Here is a 5,395-nt window from a genome sequence, read left to right on the forward strand (position 1 = left end):
TAATCGACGTCTTTTTCAATATTTATAATCTAATACTTCAAATCGCTAAATTGCTTATTAGAATTCTTCTTTGCAAGAGCTTCGCTCTTCCAGTAAACAGCATTAGTGCGACCATTTGAATTAGCTGAAACAATCACACTTTGACCATCTTCAGTATGTGGTGCTAAGTAGGTGCTACCTTGTCCTGGAGTTTGGCCCATATTAGTAAAACTATAGAAACTAATACCATTAATAGTAGTTTGTTTCATATAGCCATCTGAGGTGCTTGAGCCGCTGGTTTTAGCCTTAACATTCATGCTAAAACCAGCTTCATCATTAATCTTATTATCAGTTACAGTTAAAGTATCAATATTGCCATTACCTGTATCAGCAGTGTACCAAGTTCCTTGAAGTGATGAAGGAATTACGCTAGCACTACTATTATTAGTAGTCTTTTGTGTATCCTCATTACCTGCTAATTTAACATTCAATTGTGTCTTTTCAGCTAATTGCTTTACTAAATCAGCATCATTCTTTTGGTTAAGGTAAGCAACAATATCCTTTAAACTAGTTGTGCCTAAATTACGTTGTTTAACGAAAATAGTAACTTGCTTGTCAGCACCATCGCCTGCTAACATGTAGCGCGCATTGCTACTCTTGCCAGTACCACTGACTTCATAAACATAACCATCATTATCAGAAGTAATGCCTGTAGCGTCTTTGCTTCTAAATGCTACACCTAAATTACCTTGTTTAGCTGCATTAACGGCGATCTCCCAAGTGTCACCGTACTTTTGTGCTGCATAAACTGCAATAGCACTAGCAGTGGTTTTATAATCCATCTTGCTTGCAGATAACTTAGTATACGTATCCTTATTCTTGGAACTAGATGTTGAAGTATTAGAATTATCACTTGAATTCTTAGCAACTTTACTTGTCTTAGATTGTGATGATTGTGATGATTGTGTATTGCTTTGTGTAGTTTGACTGCATCCCGCTAAAGTTAAAGCAGCAGAAATTGCAACCAATACAGTTAATTTATGTTTCAACAAAATTTCCCCTTTTCTTTATTCCTATTGCTTTTCCTAATGATATTATGAAAAACAATAAATGCCAACTTTTAAGGTAAAAATTTCCTAAAACTTATACTTACTTTAAGCTTTTAAATTCAGCATTAACATTATTTTTGGCAATTGCTGTAGATTTCCAATATGAATTCAAGAAATCACCAGTATCCACACTATAAGTTACTACCGCTAAATTTCTGCCATTTTTTTGTAAAGTATACAATAAACCAAAATTTTGTGCACCTAGACTTTGAACATGATAACAGTTGACTCCATTAATATTCTCAATTCTAGCTCTAGCCCAATGCTTGGTTTGCTGGAAAGACGCTGTAGTAACACTAGAAGCAGATATTCTATGAATTTCTTCACCATCAATAGTATGGGCTGTAATTACTAGCTTCTTGCCCCTCCTATTGTGCCAAGTACCACGTAGCTTTTTAGGGATAAAGGCTAAACCAGCATCCCCTTTAACTCCATATTTATCCGAAGTGATTCGAGCACCTACCACAGTATTAGTAGCTAATTTTTTAACTTCTTCAAATTTTTGATGATCATTTAAATAAGCCAAAATCGAACTCAAACTAACAGTGGCTATTTTCTTTTTATGGTTAAAAAACGAGACTTTATTTTTCTTCAATGTGTAGAAAGTGTTCTGTTCTTTTCCGTTGCCACTAATCTGATAAATATAGCCTTGTCCTTTAAAAATCTGACTAAAACCTGTTCCGCTTTTAATGCTGATGCTTAGGTGTTTTTTAGTTGCTTGTTTGTATGCATCTTGCCATTTTCCTTTATAATTCATGGCTGCATACATTGTAATCGCACTAGCTTGTGATGTCTTGGTTAAATTATTAGCAGTTAATTTCTTTGAAACTTGCCTTTGAGTATTGTTGTCGACATTTTTATTATGCTGAGCGGAATTTTGACTACAAGCACTAAGATTTAGAACCGTAGCTATTAAAAAAATCAATGTTAATATTTTTTTACTCATTGCAATACTTTCAACATTCTTCCTGATAATACAAAAATACCCCTAAAAGAATTAGGGATACTAATTAGCTTTTATATTATATAGCATTTTACATTACAAAACTGATTTTGTTAATTCATTAAGGCTTTTTTATAAAATTAATTCATTTCTCGATAATGTAAGTCATGAAACTTCTTTCCGGCATATTTTTGAGCTAACTCTGGTGTCTTCCAATATACCGCATCGGTCCATACACCGACACCTCCAGCTGATATTAATACAGGCTGGCCTTCTTCTGTATGAACAGCATAAAACTCACCATCACCAGCCGTTTCATTCCAACCATAGATGTTGTAGTACAGCTTATTATCCTTCGGCTTACTTTCGGGCATTTTAAACTTAGAGATAGTTGCACGGTGCTTGGTTTTAGCCCAATAAGCTTTATCTTCGCCGCGATCACGATCAGGTTTCATCTTATGAAGTTCTGTCGTAACCGTATGCCCATTTTCTGTTTCTTCAATAGTATGATCAGTAAAAGTTACGGTTGCTTTTTCATGATTATCGTATGAATACCAAGTTCCTAACATCTCTTCAGGTGCATTATCTAACCCTCTATCGCCTGCTATTTTAGTAGTATTAGAGCTATTTGAATTATCATCATTTGTACCTAGATCTACATCGTTGGCTATTCTTTTAACAAGACCAGCACTATTATGCGTATTCAAATATTTAAACATTTTATCTATCGTAGTTGATCCCAACTTAGTTTGGTTATCATAGATAAAAATCTGCTCATTATCTAATGTATAACATGCTTCACTATTTTGCTTATTGGCACTTGCATTCTCTTTAGGAGTAAGCTTTGCAGATAATCTCACTCCATCTTCATTTACTGTTTTCTTAGAAGAACGACTTTTGACTACAGATATTTTTTTCTTGATGATGCGTTTTATGACTAACAGGACTGCATCCTGTCAAAAGCAGCAAACTACAACAAGTAATTAACCCAACTTTAATTTTCTTATTCAACTTTTTTCTCTATTGCTATAATCGAAACGTCTATTTTTGATTATACAACAAAAAATCCTCATAGCTTCAAACTAAACTATGAGGATTCCATTTAATTAACTATTTTACCAGTTCATGTAACGTTGACGTTCCCAATCTGAAACTGATTGTGAATACTTAGACCATTCTAATTCCTTAGATTCAATAAAGCTATGAGTTAAGTGATCGCCTAAAGCAGACTTAATTAAATCATCTTCCTTAAATTCCTTAATAGCATTGTGAAGAGTAGTTGGTAATGGCTTGATGCCATGTTCTGCTCTTTCTTCTTCAGTCATTTCAAAGATGTTTTCTTCAACTGGCTTCATTGGCATCTTTTGTTCCTTGATACCGTTAAGACCTGCAGTCAAACATGCAGCAAGCAAAAGGTATGGGTTAGCAGTTGGATCAGCTGAACGCATTTCCAAACGAGTGTTAATTTCACTAGCACTAGGAATACGTACAAGTGGTGAACGGTTCTTAGCAGCCCATGCAATGTATACAGGAGCTTCAAAACCTGGAATCAAACGCTTGTATGAGTTAACAGTTGGGTTACCAATTGCAGTAATTGCACGAGCGTGTTCCAAAATACCATTCAAGAAGTAAAGTGCAGTATCTGAAAGGTGGAATTCACCATTTTCATCGTAGAAGACGTTATGCTTACCCTTAAAGAGTGACATATTATTGTGCATACCATTACCAGCTTGGCCTTCAACAGGCTTAGCCATAAATGTAGCAAACAAACCGTGCTTTCTAGCAATTTGACGAGCAACCATCTTGAAGGTTTGGCATCTATCAGCAGTAGTCAAAGCATCATCGAATCTAAAGTCAATTTCTTGTTGACCGTCACCCACTTCGTGGTGAGCTGCTTCAACTTCAAAGCCAATGCCTTCAAGAGTTTCAACAATCTCTCTACGGCATCTTGCACCTTCATCATCTGAAGTCATGTCAAAGTAAGATGCATGATCTGGAACTTCAGTAGTCCAATTGCCATTTTCATCTAATTTGAAAAGGTGAAATTCCATTTCAAAACCAATATCAAATGTGTCAAAACCTGCATCCTTCATTTGACCAAGAACACGCTTTAAGTTGTTTCTTGGGTCACCTGCAAAAGGCTTGCCATCAGTTGTATGAACTGAACAAATCAAACGACCGATCTTACCACCGTGTTCATCGCCCCAAGGTAAAACTGTCCAAGTTGAAAAGTCAGGATATAAAACCATGTCACTTTCTTCAAGACGAACAAAGCCATCAATTGAAGAACCATCAAAACGAATATCATTGTTTAAAACTTTGTCTAATTGGCTCTTAGGCACTTCAACAGCCTTTTCAGTACCATTAATATCAGTAAAGCAAAGACGTAAAAATCTAACGTCCTTGTCTTCAACTTCTTTTCTAATTTCTTCTGCAGTATATTGTTTACTCATAGCTTATCCACCTATAAAAACAAAAATATTAAATTGATATAGTCCTATGATTTATTTTTATCTCCTAGAACTATCTAATACAATAGCAGACCAATTTGCAAATGTCAAATTGGTCTAGTAATTTTTATTTATTTTTGATTAAAAAATGTATCCCTTACCGCGTTAATAACAGCCACTTTGTCATGTGCATAAGTTAAGCCGCCTTGCATATAAACTACATAAGGTGGTCTAACTAGACCATCTGCAGAAAACTCAATAGTTGAGCCTGATACCAAGTTTCCAGCTGCCATAATAATTTTATCTTCATACCCTTCCATTGGAACTGCTTCTGGTGTAACGAAAGAGTCAATTGGAGAATTTTTCTGTACTTCTTGGACAAATTTAATCATCTTGTCAGGATCATTAAAGATGATTGTCTCAATAATATCGCTACGCTTTTCATCCCACGCAGGAGTGACATTCATTCCCATCTTGGCAAACAATGCGGCCGCAAAAATCACGCCTTTTTCAGCTAAAGTACCGCGCTTATCATCCGTCAAGCCAATTACTTTTTGCAAAGTATCATATGGCATCCCATTAAATAAGTTAAAGTATCACCATATTTTAAATTGCCATTTAATGCTGTAAACAAAGTATGCGTACCCGAAACAAACTGAGGACGCACTAATGCATCTTCTGCATCAAAAACTTGCGCATAAACTCGATCTAATTTGTCACGGCCAATATCGTTCATCACCATAACCCGTAACGCCGTTTAAATCAGCTTCTGCCACACTATTATCTTGAAATGCTTGTAATACCTTTGCTTGGTTATAAACGATCTGATCCTCAATTTCAGCCAATTTAGGAGCTATCTGTTTATCTACTTCTTTTACTAGAGTTACTGCGAAACTAGATAGCCAGTTCTTGGC

4 protein-coding genes and 1 pseudogene are annotated in these 5,395 nt (G+C 35.5%); all 5 read right to left on the reverse strand.

Annotation, left to right across the window (positions count from 1 at the left end; translation table 11 throughout):
• Positions 1–29: 29 nt before the first annotated feature.
• Complete coding sequence (locus HMPREF0518_RS05845) at positions 30–1,028, reverse strand: hypothetical protein (RefSeq protein ID WP_003627061.1); 999 nt, start codon at positions 1,026–1,028, stop codon at positions 30–32.
• A gap of 100 nt (positions 1,029–1,128) precedes the next feature.
• A complete protein-coding gene (locus HMPREF0518_RS05850; protein WP_003627063.1) occupies positions 1,129–2,034 on the reverse strand; it encodes a hypothetical protein in 906 nt (301 codons plus the stop codon).
• A gap of 137 nt (positions 2,035–2,171) precedes the next feature.
• Positions 2,172–2,891, reverse strand: a complete 720-nt coding sequence (locus HMPREF0518_RS05855) for a hypothetical protein (protein WP_003627065.1) — start codon at positions 2,889–2,891, stop codon at positions 2,172–2,174.
• A 255-nt stretch (positions 2,892–3,146) separates the two neighbouring features.
• Positions 3,147–4,484, reverse strand: coding sequence for a type I glutamate--ammonia ligase (gene glnA, locus HMPREF0518_RS05860; RefSeq protein WP_003627067.1), 1,338 nt, complete (start codon positions 4,482–4,484; stop codon positions 3,147–3,149).
• A gap of 128 nt (positions 4,485–4,612) precedes the next feature.
• Positions 4,613–5,395, reverse strand: a pseudogene (locus HMPREF0518_RS10090) (methionine gamma-lyase family protein); the annotation flags it as partial.

Source organism: Lactobacillus helveticus DSM 20075 = CGMCC 1.1877 (assembly GCF_000160855.1).
Lineage (GTDB): Bacteria > Bacillota > Bacilli > Lactobacillales > Lactobacillaceae > Lactobacillus > Lactobacillus helveticus.

Excerpts from the sequence above, each read along its gene's own strand:
- glnA (WP_003627067.1), bottom strand. The coding sequence starts at position 4,484 with ATGAGTAAACAATATACTGCAGAAGAAATTAGAAAAGAAGTTGAAGAC.
- HMPREF0518_RS05850 (WP_003627063.1), bottom strand. The coding sequence starts at position 2,034 with ATGAGTAAAAAAATATTAACATTGATTTTTTTAATAGCTACGGTTCTA.